The sequence below is a fragment of the Neobacillus drentensis genome, from assembly GCF_036965245.1.
GTDB lineage: Bacteria > Bacillota > Bacilli > Bacillales > Cytobacillaceae > Neobacillus > Neobacillus drentensis_G.
In genome coordinates, this window is the sequence record NZ_JBALPG010000057.1 from 1 (window position 1) to 16,912 (window position 16,912).

Below are 16,912 nucleotides of genomic sequence, written 5' to 3' on the forward strand. Positions count from 1 at the left end.
GACGTTGCCAGGCAAATGAAAGACAACCTGTATTGGGTTGTCTTTTTTTGTGCCAATTAATGGAAGTGGAAAGTAAAAATGAAAAAGTGGAAAGTAAATGATTAAAACCGGAAAGTAAAATCAGAAAAGTGGAAAGTAAAATCACAGAAGCGGAAAGTAAACTAACCAAAGTGGAAAGAAAATCGAGAATCCATCTGAAAAAAAGAACGAGAAAGGTAGCCAATAGAAGCTATTGGCTACCAAAACAGTAAGAAGGGTCCTTTCTTTATTTCATTAGAAATTGATAAATTAAAAAGGGTCCTTTTTTCATTGTGATTGAAAGGAAGGTGTCGATAAACGGATAATCCTGATTCGGCATCATTTTCGTTAATTCACTCCACCATTCTGTTTCATATCGGGCAATCATACTTAAGTTATAGAGTAGTAAATAATGGATCAGCAGCTCAGGAAAAGTAAAAAGATGACTATTATTAAGTGAAATAGTATAGGAGCTATCCTCTAAATTAAATTTTAATGGTGAAGCGCTTATAGATTTCTTACCATTCAACGTTAAAGCAAGCCCATCACCTGAAAATTCGACTCCTTTTTCAAACTTTGATGTCAAAAACTCCTTGAACCGATCTTCTGTCATATGATAATGATCTAATATAGATTCAGGGATCAAAAGACAATCTCCATCCCGTAGTAATTTTTCAAATGTCCGTTTTCCTTCGAGTAAAAAGAATAAATCATTGAGTTCCGGTATAAGCTGAAGTAGTTCCTCCATGATGACCTTCTCCCCTTCTAATTGTTTCATGTGAAACAATTTTTCGGACATGAAGGGAAATAATCCATTTTTTTGAAACTTTACTTCATCCTGAAAGAAAAGGTAATTTTGCTTTTTCCTTTTCCTAGTTGAAACACCATGGGCTAAAACAGCCGTTGTCTCAGGATAAGAAGGATCAATGGTTAAAATACATGCTTTAATTAAATGGACAAGACCATAAAAAAGCAAAATAGGTTTTAAAATAAGTGGCGATTTTTCTGCCTGTTCATAATATATTTGTCCATGTTCGAGATAATAGAGAAAGGCATAGCAGTTGTCATAGCTCTTTTGTTCGGGATTCTCAAAATTGAGCTTATGATAACTGTTTTTTAAATAGCGCTGGCAGTATTCTGCAGAAAAGAAACAACTGAAGCTTTTCCAGCCTTTATAATTAGTACCCAAGATAAAATCACCTTTTTCAGAAGAATCAAACAAATAAATATCTCTTGACAGTATTTTGTCCAATTGATAACCTACAAATAATATTTTTTGTTTGGAAAAGGGGCGGAGCGCCGCAAAAGTAATTTAGAATCAATGATTACTACGAAATATACATTCTTCACGATGAATGTAGTGAAGCCTAGCTCTGCTCACACCGCCTATATTAAGTTAGGCTGGATCTTTATATATATTTTTATGATAGATATTTGTGTGTAACTCAATATAAGTTTTATTAGGGGGCCGTTAAAATGTGGGAAAGTAAATTTTCAAAAGAAGGTTTAACGTTTGATGATGTTTTATTAATTCCTGGTAAGTCTGAGGTACTGCCAAAAGATGTAAGTCTGAAAGTAGAATTATCGCCTAGTGTAAAGCTTAATATTCCAATTATTAGTGCTGGTATGGACACAGTGACAGAATCAGAATTGGCGATTGCCATTGCCCGCCAAGGCGGCTTAGGGATCATCCATAAAAATATGACCATCGAGCAGCAGGCTGAGCAGGTAGAGAAGGTTAAGAGGTCTGAAAGCGGAGTTATAAATGATCCATTTTTTCTAACCCCAGAACACCAAGTATTTGATGCTGAGCATTTGATGGGGAAATATCGCATTTCCGGGGTGCCGATTGTTAATAATATGGATGAACAAAAGCTTGTCGGAATTATCACTAATAGAGATCTTCGCTTCATCCAGGATCAAGATTATTCATTTAAAATTTCAGACGTGATGACAAAGGAAAATCTTGTAACGGCACCTGTTGGAACCACATTGAAAGAGGCAGAAAAAATCCTTCAGAAGTATAAAATTGAAAAACTGCCGCTTGTTAATGATCAGGGGGTTTTGAAAGGCTTAATCACGATTAAGGACATTGAAAAAGTGATTGAATTTCCAAACTCTGCAAAGGACAAGCAAGGCCGCTTATTAGCAGGGGCTGCAGTTGGGGTAACAAAGGATACAATGAAACGAGTTGAGGCCCTAGCAGCAGCTAATGTCGATGTAATTGTTGTCGATACTGCACATGGCCATTCAAAGGGTGTCCTTGACACGGTAAATGAAATTAGAAATACCTATCCAGACCTGACAATTATTGCTGGTAATGTGGCTACAGCTGAAGCGACAAAAGACTTATTTGAAGCAGGCGCGGATGTTGTAAAAGTAGGAATTGGGCCAGGTTCCATTTGTACGACAAGAGTTGTTGCAGGTGTTGGCGTGCCGCAAATTACGGCAGTCTATGACTGTGCAACGGAAGCGCTGAAGCACGGAAAAACGATTATTGCTGACGGTGGGATTAAATACTCAGGAGATATCGTGAAGGCACTGGCAGCAGGCGGATATGCAGTAATGCTAGGCAGCCTGTTAGCGGGGGTTTCAGAGAGCCCTGGAGAGACAGAAATTTTCCAAGGACGCCGCTTTAAAGTATATCGCGGAATGGGTTCTGTGGCTGCAATGGAAAAGGGTTCGAAAGACCGATATTTCCAAGAGGATAATAAAAAGTTTGTGCCGGAAGGAATTGAAGGCCGTATTCCATATAAAGGACCATTAGAAGAAACAATTTACCAATTAATTGGCGGCTTGCGGTCTGGAATGGGCTATTGTGGCACAAAGGATCTTTACGACCTAAGGACGAAAGCGCAGTTTGTTAAGATGACAGGTGCCGGCCTTAGAGAAAGCCATCCTCATGATGTCCAAATCACAAAAGAAGCACCAAATTATTCTAAATAAAAATGACAGAGAAGCCACTGCTTCTCTGTTTTTTTTAGAAAAAGTCTGTGCTGCTTAAATTGTGAAAATAGTCCTTAGAATTAGTGGATTTTTCAAAATTAGTTATAAGATGGTGCAATGCTCCTCCTATGATTTACTAGGCAGTTATGTTAAAATAACCAAGGTGTAATAAAACGTTGGAGGGCTATATAGTGAATAAACATTTTTATCAGAAATGCGTTGCTAGTGCGCTGGCACTCATCATGTTTTTTAGCTTGTTCGCCGGAGTAAATCCAGCTAAGGCAGAAGCAGCATTAAATGTGAATGCAGATGGGGCCATATTAGTTGATGGAGAAACAGGTAAGGTTTTATATGAAAAAAATGCTGATAGTGTACTAGGAATTGCTAGTATGACAAAAATGATGACAGAGTATATATTACTAGAGGCTGTCAAGAGCGGAAAAGTGAAATGGGATCAAGAATACACTCCGAGTGATCTTGTCTATAAAATTTCCCAAAACCGTGATCTTTCAAATGTTCCATTGCGTGCAGATGGTAAATATAAAGTTCGTGAGTTATATGAAGCGATGGCTATTTACTCTGCGAATGCTGCGACAATTGCGATAGCTGAAGTAATTGGCGGGTCGGAAACAAATTTTGTCAAAATGATGAATGAAAAAGCAAAAAAGTTAGGATTAAAGGATTATAAATTCGTTAACTCAACTGGTTTAAATAATCGAGATTATTTAGGTCAGCATCCACAGGGAACCGGTCCTGAAGATGAGAATGTCATGTCACCACGTACAGTTGCCAAATTAGCGTACCATTTAATTAATGATTTTCCTGATGTGTTAAAAACAGCAAGTACACCAAGGAAATTTTTTAAAGAAGGCACAGATGATCAAATCAAAATGGATAACTGGAACTGGATGCTGCCATCGTTAACATTTGGTTACGAAGGTATGGACGGGCTTAAAACAGGTACAACTGACTTTGCAGGTTCCTGTTTTACCGGAACAGCTAGTCGTGATGGAAAAAGGTTTATCACTGTTGTCCAAAATGCGAAAGATGCGAACGGACAAGGAAGTCATAAAGCCCGCTTTGACGAAACAAGAAAAATGCTGGATTATGCCTTCAGCAACTATTCAAAAGAAGAGCTAGTACCGAAACATTATCAAATAAAAGGACATAAATCAGTACCAGTAATTAAAGGAAAAGATAATCAAGTAAAAATTTACACAAAGTCAGCCATTGACATGGTGGTTCTCAATGGTGACAAGGAAAATTATAAACCAGTATTGGTATTGGATAAAAAGAAAATCAATAAAAAAGGTGAGTTAACTGCACCAATTAAAAAAGGTGAAACAGTTGGCTATTTAACAATTGAACCGAAAAACGGTGAAAAGGTTAGTTTCTTAACAGAGGAAGGCCAGAAGAAAATACAAGTAGATGTTATTGCTGCACAAGATGTTGAGAAAGCAAACTGGTTTGTGCTCATGATGCGTGGAATCGGTAATTTCTTTGGAGATGTATGGCATGGTATTTCTTCTACCGTTAAAGGATGGTTTTAATTAACCGGCTCTAAAATTTTCCATTATAAAAGAAAGGATTCTTGTCTTGACAGGGATCCTTTTTTGTTGCTTTAATGATTTTATGGGAAAATAATTCCGATTGAATGAAAAGGAAATTTCCAAGTGTATACAAAAATTTTTCTTAATATTAAAACAAAGGGGGATTTTAACAAATGAAAACAGGTACGGATCTCGTAAAACGCGGTATGGCAGAAATGCAAAAGGGCGGCGTCATCATGGATGTTGTCAATGCGGAACAAGCAAAAATTGCAGAAGAAGCGGGTGCAGTAGCCGTAATGGCACTAGAGCGTGTTCCTTCAGATATCCGCGCTGCTGGCGGTGTGGCAAGAATGGCAGACCCAAGGATTGTGGAAGAGGTACTTAATGCTGTTTCAATCCCTGTAATGGCTAAAGCAAGAATTGGCCATATTGTGGAGGCACGTGTGCTTGAAGCGATGGGTGTCGACTATATTGATGAAAGTGAAGTTTTAACTCCAGCTGATGAAGAATTCCATTTAAATAAAAAAGACTATACTGTACCGTTTGTTTGCGGCTGCCGCGATCTTGGCGAAGCTGCCCGCAGAATCGGTGAAGGGGCATCAATGCTTCGCACAAAGGGTGAGCCTGGAACGGGTAACATCGTTGAAGCAGTTCGTCATATTCGTAAGGTAAATGCACAGGTTCGTAAAGTGGTAGGAATGAACGAAGATGAGTTAATGACAGAAGCGAAGCTTTTAGGTGCTCCATATGAGCTTCTTCTTGAAATCAAGCGTCTTGGCCGCCTTCCTGTAGTTAACTTTGCTGCCGGTGGTGTAGCAACACCTGCTGATGCTGCTCTAATGATGCAGTTAGGAGCAGATGGTGTATTTGTTGGATCTGGCATTTTTAAATCAGAAAATCCTGCAAAGTTTGCAAAAGCAATTGTGGAAGCAACAACACATTTCCAAGACTATAAATTAATTGCTGATCTTTCAAAAAACCTTGGTACGCCAATGAAAGGAATTGAAATTTCCTCACTGGCACCTGAAGCACGTATGCAAGAAAGAGGCTGGTAATAAGAAAAGCGGAGCGCCTTGAACAGGCGCAGGAGCTAGACAGTAATCAAAGTCAAAGAAGGGGTATTACTATGGTGAAAATCGGCGTTCTCGCTTTGCAAGGAGCTGTCCGTGAACATATTAACTCGCTAGAAGCATGTGGTGTTGAAGCAATTGCAGTAAAACAAAAAGAAGAATTACAAGATTTAGACGGCCTAATTCTTCCAGGCGGAGAAAGCACGGCAATGCGGCGTTTAATCGACAAATATAATTTTATGGATGCATTAAAAGAATTTGCACGTGAAGGTAAACCAATGTTTGGTACCTGTGCCGGCCTGATTCTTTTATCAAAAGAACTTGTTGGCTATAGTGAGCCGCACATCGGTGTCATGGACATTAAGGTTGAGCGCAACTCATTTGGACGTCAAGTTGACAGCTTTGAGGCCGACCTCGCGATTAAAGATGTCGCTGAGAGTTTTCCAGCGGTGTTTATCCGTGCACCACATATTGTTGAAGCGGGAGAGAATGTTGAAATTCTGTCCAAGCATAATGACCGCATTGTCGCCGCACGGGAAGGACAATTTCTTGGCTGTTCCTTTCATCCGGAGCTGACAGATAATCACCGCCTTACCGCCTACTTCGTGGAGATGGTAAAAGAAGCAAAAGTGAAACATCTTGTATAAGGTGAAACTTAATCAGTAGGGGGCTTTTCATCCCCACTGATTGTTAGTCCCGTTTTACTAAGCCGATGAAAAGCACATCGGCAAGTTTCACATTATCTCTCCAGTCGTGCATTTACGGGCAGTTTTTCTGAAATCTTTACTTTTTTTAAACAAAATTTGTTTACTGCTCAATAATACGGGATAGAACGGTTGCATTTGGCTGATAATTATAGTAAATTATTAAACAAATCCATAATGAAAAAGCAATGAGAGGAACTAGTAGCAAGAAACTCACTCTTAAAGAGAGCCGGTGGCAGGTGTGAACCGGTGTGTGAAACTTGTGAATCCATCCTCGAGCAGGGTGCGGAACGCCTCAATGAGGTTAGTAAGGACCTTCGGTAGAAACCGTTACATTTTTTTGAGGTGGACAGTGTTGGCTGTCAACCAGGGTGGTATCGCGAGTAACTCTCGTCCCTGATTTAGGGGCGGGAGTTTTTTTATTTAAAAGCGAAAGCGGCCGTTTAGCAGCGTATGGAATGAAGCACTCCGACTGAGATAAAGGAAAGTAGAAAAGCGCAAGCATCGATGTTGACTTATCGTAGGGAGGAGAGCGAAGTACATTTGCCACTGGCCGCTGAAGCTAGCTAGTTTTCAAAGTACAATGTAATTATTTTTAAAGAGGGAGTGTCTAAACCATGCTGGATATTAAAGTATTAAGAGCTAATTTTGCAGAAGTAAAAGAAAAGCTGCAGCATCGTGGCGAAGATTTAACAGATTTAGGCCGATTCGAGGATCTTGATCTGAAAAGACGTGAATTAATTGTTGAGACTGAAAAGTTAAAAAGTAAAAAAAATGAGGTTTCTCAGCAGGTAGCTGCTTTAAAACGTGAGAAGCAGGATGCAGATCATTTAATAAAAGAAATGCGCGAGGTTGGTGACCAAATCAAAACGCTTGATGACGGGCTGCGCGAGGTGGAAGAGGTTTTAGACAACTTGCTGCTAAGCATTCCAAACATTCCGCATGAAAGTGTTCCGATTGGGGAAACTGAGGATGATAATGTCGAGATCAGACAATGGGGCAAAGTGCGCGAGTTTGAATTTGAAGCTAAACCGCATTGGGACCTTGCTGACCAGTTAGGAATCCTTGATTTTGAACGGGCAGGTAAGGTTACTGGAAGCCGCTTTGTCTTTTATAAGGGGCTGGGGGCGCGTTTAGAGCGTGCGTTAATGAGTTTCATGCTCGACCTTCATGTTGATGAACATGGTTATACAGAAATTCTGCCGCCATACATGGTAAACCGTACAAGTATGACGGGCACAGGCCAATTGCCAAAATTTGAAGAGGATGCCTTTTTAATAGAAAGCGAAGATTACTTCCTCATTCCGACTGCTGAGGTGCCTGTTACTAACTATCATCGCGATGAAATATTAAGCAGTGAGGATCTTCCAATTCGTTTTGCGGCCTACAGCGCGTGCTTCCGCTCTGAGGCAGGCTCTGCAGGACGAGATACAAGAGGATTAATTCGTCAGCACCAATTCAATAAGGTAGAGCTTGTAAAGTTTGTAAAGCCGGAAGATTCTTATGAGGAGCTGGAAAAGCTGACACATGATGCCGAGCGGGTATTACAATTGCTCGAGCTGCCTTACCGTGTCCTGAGCATGTGTACCGGGGACCTTGGCTTTACGGCCGCGAAAAAGTACGATATTGAGGTGTGGATCCCTAGCTATGGAACATACCGCGAGATTTCTTCTTGCAGTAATTTTGAGGCATTCCAGGCAAGACGGGCAAATATCCGCTTCCGACGCGATACAAAGGCAAAGCCCGAGCATGTTCATACGTTAAACGGATCTGGCCTTGCGATTGGCCGCACGGTCGCTGCTATTTTAGAAAATTACCAGCAGGCGGACGGCAGTGTTGTCATTCCTAATGTCTTGCGTCCATATATGGGCGGACGTGAGGTTATCAAGCCGGAATAAATCATTAAAAATTCCGGATGGAAACAATCCGTCCGGAATTTTAATATATTGTTTGACAAGATATAAAATATGTGTTAAATTATCATTTGTCGATACGGAGGAATACCCAAGTCCGGCTGAAGGGATCGGTCTTGAAAACCGACAGGCGGGTTAAACCGCGCGGGGGTTCGAATCCCTCTTCCTCCGCCATCAATATAAACAATCGCGCATAAAAACTGGAGATAAAAGTTCGTTACAATTTTTTGTAGCGAACTTTTTTTATCCAACTTTGAGATTTGGCTAGGTCCATAAGAATAAGCTTTATAAGCGATATCTCGCACGAAAAAAAGCATTAGCTTTTTTGAGAGTGCCCAGCGTCTAGTGGCGATACATCGCTAACTGGTCTGTCCCGCTTTTCTAATAAAAAACACCTATTAAAAAATAGGTGTCTGTGTTCTGTTTAATATCTCATTTAATTTTTCTTCAACATCACGGCAAACCCGTAAGGCATCGTCATTATTTTTGACAACGTCCGTAGTATCCATATCAATCACAAGCACTTCGCTCGCGGCATATTGATTCATTACCCACTCGTCGTAGCCTTTCCACACTTCAAAATAATACTCCTTCAGCTCAGGGTTAATTTCGAAGCTTCGACCACGGGCCATAATCCGGTCGATTACCGTATCAAATGATCCTTTTAAGTAAACCATTAAATCCGGAGCCTTTTTCGGAAGTTCATTTAACTCTTCCATCATATTATCGACGAGATCTTCATAAATTTTGAATTCCAAGTCAGAGATTCTGCCTAAGTTCTTATTTACATAGGCAAAATACCAGTCCTCATAAATTGAGCGGTCTTGAATCGTGTAAATAGGTTCACGCCAATTAATACAATCCTTTACTGTTTTAAAGCGCTTATTTAAGAAAAATAACTGCAGGAGAAAAGGAATTCTCCGTGCATCTAATTCCTCTTGTGTTAATTCATAATAAAGCGGAAGAATCGGATTATCATCGACCGTTTCGTAAAACACCTTACTTTCTATTCCTTTATGTTGAAAGTGGGCACTCAATGTATCTGCCACACTTGTTTTTCCAAGACCAATCATACCACCAATAACGATACTCACTAACATCCTCCTGTTCTATATGTTTGTCCAGCATTAACGGGCAGTAAGCCCGATTTTAAGGCTCCTGTGTGAATCCAAAAGGATAACTGTGGGAATAATTGCCCGTAAAAGTCCGATTGGTTCAATAACAATCAGTGGGGGATGGAACCCTCCACTGATTGAAGTTTCACCTTATCAAGCTGCTTTGTCTTAAACTTACTGTTAATTTCTCAAAAATATGGTTTAAATCCTGTTCGCTTTTTACAAAATCTAACTCATCGCCGCTAAAGCGCAAAACTGGGATTTCTGGATGTTCCTTTTCAAAGGCTGTCATAGTATTTTCATAGTCCATTGAAAGTTGTTCGAGATATAACGGGCTGATATTTTTCTCTATTTCACGCCCTCTTATTTTAATTCGCTTTAAAAGTGTATCTAAGCTGGCATTCAAATAAATAATGACATTGGGCTTTGGCATATCTTCGGTAAGAATTTGATAAATTTTGTTATACTTGTTGTATTCGTTATTATTTAAGGTCCGCTGTGCAAAAATCAAATTTTTAAAAATATGATAGTCTGCTACAACTGACTTGTTTTTGCTTAAGTAATGGGTATTGATATCCCCTAATTGCTTAAAGCGATTGCAAAGGAAAAACATCTCCGTTTGGAAACTCCATTCTTCGATATTTTCATAAAACTTCCCCAAGAATGGATTTTCATCAACAATTTCTTTTAATAAAGCAAAATGAAACTGTTTAGAAATGGCCTTTGCAAGAGATGTTTTTCCAACACCAATCGGCCCTTCAACGGTAATAAAGGGTGTATCCCCCATTATAAAGTCCTCCTTCTCCAACTGCCTGCACCTTCTATAATTAACCAGTTTGAGCTGATAATTTATTCTATTTCTATTATGGTCATTCATTGACACAAAGAATATTTTATCATAATCTCTCCTAGGAATGGATATGGAAAATTTAGAAGATGTGATGATCGTGTCAAAAATATGACAAAAACTGCCGAATAACGGCAGTTTTTGTCATAAAAATTTTTTGTTTAGCTTTAGCGTTTAGCCCTCGAGGTCATAAGCGTATCTAGTTGTGGTCAAAACAGTCGTCTCCACCTTTCAATCAATCCGGCAAGAAAATTTAAGAACAACCTTCTCATCGGCTCGTCTTATGCTTGGCTACAGAAAGCTATTGTATTCTGTGTGCATTTAAGGGAGACTCATCTCAGGCTTCGCTTTGCTTGCCAGTCGATAAATCTCCCTATATCGTGGCTAATCAAGGCGCTTCCGCTATTTAGGTTGGTCTTTTTGTTACATTGAAATTTTCTACGATTAATAGCCAGTTTTGCGGGAAGGACAAACCAAGCTTCCAATAGCTCATCCCTCTGAGATTCAGCTCTTTGATTAAGTCAAACTTAGCCTGAATAGAGCGGGCATCCTCGAACCAAACCTCATGCTGCTTGCCATCTTCAGCCGTATATTTGAAGAACGGTGCTTGTGCTTTTGCATCATATTGAATCGGTACATGGTGACTTGCTGCCAGCTGGATGGCCTGCTGGGGGCTTACCGCTTTTGCTACTGACCCTTGAACGAATGGGAGCGTCCAATCATAGCCATAGAGATTTTGTCCCATGAGAATTTTATTCGATGGAATTTCCGTGATCGCATACTCCAAAACCTTCCTAACCTGATTAATGGGGGAAACCGCCATTGCAGGTCCGCCGCTGTAGCCCCATTCATAGGTCATAATCACGACAAAGTCAGCGATTTCCCCGTGGGCTTTATAATCATGACCCTCATACCATTTTCCCTTTTGCGTTGCACTTGTTTTCGGAGCAAGCGCGGTTGACATCAGCCAGCCTTCGCTTTTAAAGCGCTGCTTCGCTTTTCGTAAAAAATTATTATAGGCCTCGCGGTCGACGGGACGGATAAATTCAAAGTCAAAATGGATGTCACGGAATCCGTATTTTTTGGCCGTTGCGACGATATTATTGAGAAATTTATCTTGAATTGCCATATCGTTTAATAAGATTCGTCCGAGTTCATCACTAAATTGATCTTTCTCCTGATTGGTAATGACCATCATAAGGACGTTGCGGTTGGCTTTTGCGATCGCAGGGAAGTTATTCAGTAACGGTTCCTTCAAGGTGCCATCGCGGCGTGCCTGAAAGCTGAAAGGGGCTAAATACGTTAGATATGGTGCGGCCTCACGGGCACTGCTTTCTAATACTGGGGCGACTGTAGTGCCGCGCGGTTCAACGTAGGCATTGAACTCAGCATTTCTTTTTGAAGTCTGAGGAATATACAGCCGAAACCCGACATTGAGTGGCTGGTTTACGTTAATTCGATTGATTTTAGCAAGCTCCTGATAAGGGACGCCAAACTTTCTGGCGATGGAGAATAAAGAATCCCCCGGTTGTACGAAATAAAAATGTCCAATAATTGGAATGACAATCGATTGTCCAACAACAAGATTATTTGGATTCGGTAATTCATTTGCCTCGATAATGTCTTTAACGGTTGTATGATAAGTCCTGGCGATAGTGGTTAACGATTCATTGACTTTTATCACATGGATTTGCATCCTTAATCCCTCCCCGCAAACATACGCTACCGCTATTTTATGAGTTCGGGGACGGATAAATGATATAATGTTGGTAAATTTCGTGATTATTTGGATGGATGGCTGCCCTTAACATATGGAGAAAAAAGTAAGAAAGGTCGATAAAAAGGGCTATAAGCGACCGAAATGGAGAAGAACTATAGAGAAAGGTCGCCAATAAAGGTTATAAGCGACCAAAACGAAGAAAACCCTGAGAGAAAGGTCGCCAAAAAGGGCTATAAGCGCCCGAAACGGAGAAATTCAAGGAGAAAGGTCGCCAATAAAGGTTATAAGCGCCCGAAACAAAGAAAAACCAGGAAGAAAGGTCTTCAATAGAGGCTGTAAAGGCGGTTTTAACATGGAACTTGATAATAACCAAGACGAGTATTTTATGAATGAAGCAATAAAGGAAGCGAAGAAGGCTGAGGAATTAAATGAGGTTCCAATCGGGGCGGTGTTGGTAATGGACGGAAATATCGTTTCCCGGGCCCATAATTTACGGGAAAGTGAGCAAAACGCACTCGCTCACGCTGAACTTTTAGCTATCGATCAAGCTTGCCGGGAAACAGGCTCTTGGCGGCTTGAAGAGGCAACCTTGTATGTCACACTAGAGCCATGCCCGATGTGTTCAGGGGCGATTATTTTATCAAGGGTTAAAAGAGTTGTTTACGGGGCCAGTGACCCGAAGGGCGGATGTGCCGGTACCCTTATGAATCTGATGCAGGACGTACGCTTCAATCACCAAAGTGAAGTAACGAAAGGTGTATTAGAATTGCAGTGCGGGCAAATGCTCTCAGACTTTTTTCGAAAAATAAGAGAAAGAAAAAAATTGGAGAAACAACAAAGAAGTCAAACGCCGTCAGAAAACTTACAGTAATTTACATCTGATAAAGATTGCTTTTTTTAAAGAATGGTTGTATATTAGAGAGGCGTCAGATAAAGGCGCACTAAACTTTGGTATCAACTTTGCCGTGCTAGGTGGGGAGGTAGCGGTGCCCTGTACTCGCAATCCGCTCTAGCGAGACTGAATCCCTTCCTGAGGCTGATGTCCTGTAGGGTCTGCCTTAAGTAAGTGGTGTTGACGCCCTGGTCCTGCGCAATGGGAATCCATGAACCATGTCAGGTCCGGAAGGAAGCAGCATTAAGTGGACGCTCCCATGTGCCGCAGGGTTGCCTGGGCCGAGCTAACTGCTTAAGTAACGCTTATGGGCGTCAGTCGAAGGAAGGTGCACGGCTGTTATATTACATAAATTAACTCATCTCAGAAATTGAGATGAGTTTTTTTGCGAACTGGGACGAATACACTTTGTAAAAAATAAAATAGATACGTTATAATAGAAAAGATGAAAAAATTTTGAAGGGGGCGGTGTACTTTTGTCTTATCAAGCTTTATACCGTGTTTGGCGGCCTCAAAACTTTATTGATGTAGTAGGACAAGAACATGTGACCAAGACATTGCAAAACGCCCTGCTTCAACAAAAGATCTCACATGCTTATCTTTTTTCCGGACCAAGAGGAACAGGTAAAACAAGTGCGGCTAAAATATTAGCAAAGGCGATCAATTGTGAGCATGCACCCGTGTCCGAACCGTGCAACGAATGTGCGGCTTGCCGCGGGATTACAAATGGCACCATTCCGGATGTGTTAGAATTTGACGCTGCATCCAACTCTCGAGTGGAAGAAATGAGAGATGTTCTTGATAAAGTCAAATTCGCTCCAACTGCAGTGAACTTTAAGGTCTACATCATTGATGAAGTGCATATGCTATCCATTAGCGCTTTTAATGCCTTGCTAAAAACTTTAGAAGAACCGCCAAAGCATGTCATTTTTATTTTAGCCACAACAGAACCTCATAAAATCCCGTTAACGATTATTTCAAGGTGTCAGCGTTTTGACTTTAGACGCATTACTGCAGGATCGATTGTGAATCGAATGAAGTTAATCGTAGAAGAAACGGGCGTTGATTGCGATGAGCGTGGACTGCAAATGATTGCTCGTGCCGCGGAAGGTGGTATGCGGGACGCTTTAAGTTTATTAGATCAGGCGATTTCCTACAGTCAGGATCGTGTCACGGTTGAAGATGCCCTAACCGTCACAGGCTCTGTTTCACAAGGATTCTTGAATAAATTAGCGCATGCCTTTCAGGAGGGTGACGTTGCCAGTGGTTTAGAAGCGCTTGACGAACTTTTATTTCATGGAAAGGACCCAACACGATTCATTGAGGATTTGATTTTGTTTTACCGGGATATGCTGCTTTTTAAAACAGCCCCAAATTTAGAAGAATCGCTTGAAAGAGTCATGCTTGATGATGAGTTTCGTCAGATGGCCGAAACGATCCCCACGGGACAGATATATCAGCTTATTGACCTGTTAAATAAGACACAACAAGAAATGCGCTGGACAAATCACCCTAGAATTTTTCTCGAGGTAGCGGTTGTAAAGCTTTGTCAAATGGAAGTAAAACAATCGAATCATTCAGAGGCACATATTGACCAATTACTTTCAAGAATTGAACAGCTTGAAAATGAACTACAGTACTTAAAGGCACATGGCGTTGCTGTATCAGGGCAAGACGTCGCACCGAAACCGCAAAAGCCTGCACAAAAGTCTTCTAAAAAGGCATTTCAGCCAGCGGTTGGGAAAATAAACGAAGTGTTAAAGCAGGCAACAAAGAGTGATTTAAATGTCATTAAAGCGAATTGGGGCGAGATGAGGGCAGGTCTACTAAAGTCGCAAGCAGCCTTATTAAATGATGCTGAGCCGATTGCAGCTTCAACTGATGCTTTTATTATTAAATTTAAACATGAAATGATTTGTCAAATGGCAATGAATCGAAATGATTTTCTTGAAGCAGTGATCGCCGCTTTATATAAATTAACTGGCAAAAGATTTTTAATCTTAGGTGTCCCTGAAGACCAATGGTTACCGATTCGTGAAAGCTTTCTAAACAGTCAGCATGGAGAAGAAGGAGAAATCAGCGGACCAGTTAAGGAAGAAGAACCTCATATTACCGAGGCGAAGAAATTATTTGGCGATGAATTTGTGGAAATAGTCGACTAGAAAAGCGGAAGCGACCGTTTAGCAAAGTACACTAATTGCTAGGATCTGGAGCTAGACAGTTATTAAAGTTAAAGATTGATTAATTTATCTAAATAATTGGAGGTAACGTAATGATGCGTGGTGGAATGGGAAATATGCAAAATATGATGAAGCAAATGCAAAAAATGCAAAAGAAAATGGCGGAGGCTCAAGAGGAATTAGGCCAGCAAAAAATTGAAGGGACTGCCGGCGGCGGAATGGTTACGGTGATCGTAACAGGACATAAAGAAGTAGTAGATGTACAAATTAAACCTGAGGCAGTCGACCCAGATGATGTTGAAATGCTTCAAGATCTTGTTCTTGCTGCTACAAATGATGCGCTTAAAAAAGCAGATGAGTTAACAAACAATACAATGGGGCAGTTTACTAAAGGTATGAATTTACCATTTTAAAACAAAGTAGCTGGGGTGCTTAAGAACTTAAGGTGTTTCATCCTTTGGTGTCAGGCACCCTTGCTTTTCTTAAAGGGGAAAAAAGAAATGCACTATCCTGAACCAATTTCTAAGCTGATTGACAGCTTTATGAAGCTGCCGGGTATCGGTCCAAAAACAGCTTCACGTCTTGCCTTTTATGTCTTAAGTATGAAAGAAGACACTGTGCTTGATTTTGCAAAAGCACTTGTGAATGCGAAACGTAATCTTACCTATTGTTCTGTTTGTGGTCATATTACGGATCAAGATCCATGTTATATTTGCGAAGATCAGCGCCGGGATAAGAGCATCATTTGTGTCGTTCAAGATCCAAAGGATGTTATTGCGATGGAAAAAATGAAGGAATTCAATGGATTGTACCATGTGTTACACGGTGCGATTTCCCCAATGGATGGGATTGGGCCTGAGGATATAAATATCCCAGATTTGCTAAAGCGTCTCCAGGATGAAGCCGTCCAGGAAGTGATTCTCGCGACAAACCCTAATATTGAAGGGGAAGCAACGGCAATGTATATTTCCCGTTTGTTAAAACCATCAGGGATTAAGACAACGAGAATAGCTCATGGACTGCCGGTTGGCGGAGACCTTGAGTATGCAGACGAGGTAACATTATCCAAAGCTTTAGAAGGCCGAAGAGAAGTATAAGATTAAAGCGGAATTGCGGAGGAATCAACCATGTTTTTTCGGCGTAAAGGGCGGCTTCGAAAAGAGTATGACGACAAACTGTTAACACAGCTAAATCGATATAAAGCTCATTGGCAGCAAGAAAAACTGCTTTTGGAAAAAAGCTTTGATCCTTCCGAAGAAGTAATTTGCCAAACGAAGATAGCGGAAGCCAAATATATTTTCTTGTTAAAAGAAGCAAAGCAACGCAATGTAACCATATTAAGATAAGAACCAAGCTATTTCTTTTCGATAGGTCTATTCTTACCAACTTGTACATATGTTGTAAGTAAAGTGACTATAGAAGGGGGATAGCTTTTTTGGAACCAATTATTGTTATATCTATTTTAGGCGGACTTATACTATTATTGTTATTCTCTGGAGCTCCGTTTAAGCCTGCTCGTTTTGTTGGCCAAGCAGCCATTAAATTTTTAATTGGGGCACTCTTTTTATTTTTCTTAAATGTGGCTGGGAATCGGTACGGAATCCATGTCCCCATTAATTTTGCGACATCAGCCGTTTCAGGCTTTCTTGGCATTCCGGGTTTATTTGCTTTAGTAGCCATCCAACAATGGGTAATCTAGCTGTACACAAGCCGCTGAAAATCAGCGGTTTTACATTTTAAAAAAATAATTAAAAATAGGTTGACCAATCATATAGAATGCTGTAATATATTAAAAGTCGTCACCAAGACGATGTGAATTAATTGAAAAAAGTTATTGACTTTCAGTTGATAACTTGATATGATAATAAAGTCGCTTTTAGACGACTGAGACATTTGTTCTTTGAAAACTAAACAAACAAAAACGTCAACAAACAATAATATTAGTTTCTTATCGAAA

Annotated in this window: 15 protein-coding genes, 1 tRNA gene, 1 other RNA gene and 1 other annotated feature; of the genes, 13 read left to right on the top strand and 4 right to left on the bottom strand. The window is 40.4% G+C overall.

Annotated elements, in window-relative coordinates; genetic code table 11:
- Positions 1-265 precede the first annotated feature (265 nt).
- Positions 266-1,207, bottom strand: coding sequence for a YaaC family protein (locus V7150_RS14230; protein WP_335519351.1), 942 nt, complete (start codon positions 1,205-1,207; stop codon positions 266-268).
- A gap of 287 nt (positions 1,208-1,494) precedes the next feature.
- Here V7150_RS14230 and guaB point away from each other — a divergent pair, with 287 nt between their 5' ends.
- The 6 genes from guaB (at position 1,495) to V7150_RS14260 (ending at position 8,375) form a co-directional block, all read left to right on the top strand.
- On the top strand, positions 1,495-2,964 hold the full coding sequence (gene guaB, locus V7150_RS14235; RefSeq protein ID WP_335519310.1) for an IMP dehydrogenase: 1,470 nt from the start codon (positions 1,495-1,497) through the stop codon (positions 2,962-2,964).
- 242 nt (positions 2,965-3,206) lie between these two features.
- Entirely contained in the window at positions 3,207-4,514 is a 1,308-nt protein-coding gene (locus V7150_RS14240) for a serine hydrolase (RefSeq protein WP_335519354.1), read from the top strand.
- A gap of 173 nt (positions 4,515-4,687) precedes the next feature.
- Entirely contained in the window at positions 4,688-5,569 is an 882-nt protein-coding gene (gene pdxS / locus V7150_RS14245) for a pyridoxal 5'-phosphate synthase lyase subunit PdxS (RefSeq protein WP_335519313.1), read from the top strand.
- A 71-nt stretch (positions 5,570-5,640) separates the two neighbouring features.
- A complete protein-coding gene (gene pdxT, locus V7150_RS14250; RefSeq protein ID WP_335519317.1) occupies positions 5,641-6,231 on the top strand; it encodes a pyridoxal 5'-phosphate synthase glutaminase subunit PdxT in 591 nt (196 codons plus the stop codon).
- A gap of 236 nt (positions 6,232-6,467) precedes the next feature.
- Positions 6,468-6,689: a binding site (T-box leader), on the top strand.
- 216 nt (positions 6,690-6,905) lie between these two features.
- A complete protein-coding gene (gene serS, locus V7150_RS14255) occupies positions 6,906-8,186 on the top strand; it encodes a serine--tRNA ligase (protein ID WP_335519320.1) in 1,281 nt (426 codons plus the stop codon).
- Positions 8,187-8,282: 96 nt separating this feature from the next.
- Positions 8,283-8,375, top strand: a tRNA-Ser gene (locus tag V7150_RS14260).
- Between the two features lie 224 nt (positions 8,376-8,599).
- Here V7150_RS14260 and V7150_RS14265 read toward each other — a convergent pair.
- The 3 genes from V7150_RS14265 to V7150_RS14275 form a co-directional block, all read right to left on the bottom strand.
- The gene (locus V7150_RS14265; RefSeq protein WP_420490292.1) at positions 8,600-9,295 is read right to left on the bottom strand and encodes a deoxynucleoside kinase; all 696 of its coding nucleotides are present in this window, start codon (positions 9,293-9,295) and stop codon (positions 8,600-8,602) included.
- A gap of 166 nt (positions 9,296-9,461) precedes the next feature.
- Positions 9,462-10,103: a deoxynucleoside kinase gene (locus tag V7150_RS14270; RefSeq protein ID WP_335519326.1), complete on the bottom strand. Its 642-nt coding sequence runs from the start codon at positions 10,101-10,103 to the stop codon at positions 9,462-9,464.
- A gap of 466 nt (positions 10,104-10,569) precedes the next feature.
- A complete protein-coding gene (locus V7150_RS14275; protein ID WP_335519329.1) occupies positions 10,570-11,859 on the bottom strand; it encodes a glycoside hydrolase family 18 protein in 1,290 nt (429 codons plus the stop codon).
- A gap of 376 nt (positions 11,860-12,235) precedes the next feature.
- Here V7150_RS14275 and tadA point away from each other — a divergent pair, with 376 nt between their 5' ends.
- The 7 genes from tadA to V7150_RS14310 all read left to right on the top strand — a co-directional run bounded on the left by tadA (position 12,236) and on the right by V7150_RS14310 (position 16,654).
- Positions 12,236-12,754, top strand: coding sequence for a tRNA adenosine(34) deaminase TadA (gene tadA, locus V7150_RS14280; protein ID WP_335519332.1), 519 nt, complete (start codon positions 12,236-12,238; stop codon positions 12,752-12,754).
- A gap of 92 nt (positions 12,755-12,846) precedes the next feature.
- Positions 12,847-13,111, top strand: an RNA gene (ffs, locus tag V7150_RS14285) — signal recognition particle sRNA large type.
- Positions 13,112-13,251: 140 nt separating this feature from the next.
- Positions 13,252-14,937, top strand: a complete 1,686-nt coding sequence (gene dnaX / locus V7150_RS14290) for a DNA polymerase III subunit gamma/tau (RefSeq protein WP_335519337.1) — start codon at positions 13,252-13,254, stop codon at positions 14,935-14,937.
- Between the two features lie 110 nt (positions 14,938-15,047).
- Positions 15,048-15,368, top strand: coding sequence for a YbaB/EbfC family nucleoid-associated protein (locus tag V7150_RS14295; RefSeq protein ID WP_335519340.1), 321 nt, complete (start codon positions 15,048-15,050; stop codon positions 15,366-15,368).
- 87 nt (positions 15,369-15,455) lie between these two features.
- On the top strand, positions 15,456-16,052 hold the full coding sequence (gene recR, locus V7150_RS14300) for a recombination mediator RecR (RefSeq protein WP_335519343.1): 597 nt from the start codon (positions 15,456-15,458) through the stop codon (positions 16,050-16,052).
- A gap of 30 nt (positions 16,053-16,082) precedes the next feature.
- Complete coding sequence (locus V7150_RS14305; protein WP_335519346.1) at positions 16,083-16,301, top strand: YaaL family protein; 219 nt, start codon at positions 16,083-16,085, stop codon at positions 16,299-16,301.
- Positions 16,302-16,390: 89 nt separating this feature from the next.
- A complete protein-coding gene (locus tag V7150_RS14310; RefSeq protein ID WP_335519349.1) occupies positions 16,391-16,654 on the top strand; it encodes a pro-sigmaK processing inhibitor BofA family protein in 264 nt (87 codons plus the stop codon).
- The last annotated feature ends 258 nt before the right edge of the window (positions 16,655-16,912 follow it).

Bases quoted from the DNA above. Each gene is read 5' to 3' on its own strand.
- guaB (WP_335519310.1), top strand. From the start codon at position 1,495: ATGTGGGAAAGTAAATTTTCAAAAGAAGGTTTAACGTTTGATGATGTT.
- V7150_RS14240 (WP_335519354.1), top strand. From the start codon at position 3,207: ATGTTTTTTAGCTTGTTCGCCGGAGTAAATCCAGCTAAGGCAGAAGCA.
- pdxS (WP_335519313.1), top strand. From the start codon at position 4,688: ATGAAAACAGGTACGGATCTCGTAAAACGCGGTATGGCAGAAATGCAA.
- pdxT (WP_335519317.1), top strand. From the start codon at position 5,641: ATGGTGAAAATCGGCGTTCTCGCTTTGCAAGGAGCTGTCCGTGAACAT.
- serS (WP_335519320.1), top strand. From the start codon at position 6,906: ATGCTGGATATTAAAGTATTAAGAGCTAATTTTGCAGAAGTAAAAGAA.
- V7150_RS14270 (WP_335519326.1), bottom strand. From the start codon at position 10,103: ATGGGGGATACACCCTTTATTACCGTTGAAGGGCCGATTGGTGTTGGA.
- V7150_RS14275 (WP_335519329.1), bottom strand. From the start codon at position 11,859: ATGCAAATCCATGTGATAAAAGTCAATGAATCGTTAACCACTATCGCC.
- tadA (WP_335519332.1), top strand. From the start codon at position 12,236: ATGGAACTTGATAATAACCAAGACGAGTATTTTATGAATGAAGCAATA.
- V7150_RS14295 (WP_335519340.1), top strand. From the start codon at position 15,048: ATGATGCGTGGTGGAATGGGAAATATGCAAAATATGATGAAGCAAATG.
- recR (WP_335519343.1), top strand. From the start codon at position 15,456: ATGCACTATCCTGAACCAATTTCTAAGCTGATTGACAGCTTTATGAAG.
- V7150_RS14305 (WP_335519346.1), top strand. From the start codon at position 16,083: ATGTTTTTTCGGCGTAAAGGGCGGCTTCGAAAAGAGTATGACGACAAA.